The organism is Luteirhabdus pelagi (genome assembly GCF_016827595.1).
GTDB classification, from domain to species: domain Bacteria; phylum Bacteroidota; class Bacteroidia; order Flavobacteriales; family Flavobacteriaceae; genus Luteirhabdus; species Luteirhabdus pelagi.
Genome location: NZ_JAECMS010000040.1, coordinates 1 through 654, shown reverse-complemented (window position 1 = coordinate 654; position 654 = coordinate 1). Strand labels below are relative to the sequence as shown.

Below are 654 nucleotides of genomic sequence, written 5' to 3'. Positions count from 1 at the left end.
AACGGATTTGTATAACGTATCGTAACGTGGTTTGTGAATTTACAAATTTTTCAGATAGGGAAGAAGCTACATTGTTTTTGCGAAATTTAATTTATCTACTTCAATCCACGTTATGTACGTTATACGTTGTTGGCATGCGTAATTCAATCAGATTTAAGTCCATTAATAAAGAATTCAATTTCAATTCGAATATTTTCATCAATTAATATGGCATTCTGGAAATAAAATTCTTTTAATTCTGTCAATTCTCTTCTTTTTTCAAACCCTGTCTTTTTAATCAAATCAGTTATTCCGGAACCTATTTTTTTCTTTTCTCCAGAATCATTTCCTGTTCTCAAAAGCTGAATCAAATCGCTTTTCCGTCTTTCAAATTCACTGTGATTAGAAATTGTTCTGTAAAAGGCGCTCAATCCATTTTGAATCCGAAATAAATCAATCAGGTACTCTTTCGCCAGATTTATGTCAGAAAAACTTTTGTAGTGTTGTTTGCTTCCTCTTTCATCGAGAAAAAAGACTTGGTAAAAATTTGATTCTTTATAAAGGTGATACTTTTCTTGATCAATGGAATTCAAGATGGAAAACTCAGATTTATCATATCCAAAATCCAAAATTTCTTGTAGGATTACGTTTCTCATTTATTATGCATGCCAACGG

1 protein-coding gene is annotated in these 654 nt (G+C 30.9%); it reads right to left on the bottom strand.

The window, feature by feature from the left end; all coding sequences use genetic code 11:
* Positions 1-143: 143 nt before the first annotated feature.
* On the bottom strand, positions 144-635 hold the full coding sequence (locus tag I4Q58_RS15480; protein ID WP_203296817.1) for a hypothetical protein: 492 nt from the start codon (positions 633-635) through the stop codon (positions 144-146).
* Positions 636-654 lie beyond the last annotated feature (19 nt).

Bases quoted from the DNA above. Each gene is read 5' to 3' on its own strand.
- I4Q58_RS15480 (WP_203296817.1), bottom strand. From the start codon at position 635: ATGAGAAACGTAATCCTACAAGAAATTTTGGATTTTGGATATGATAAA.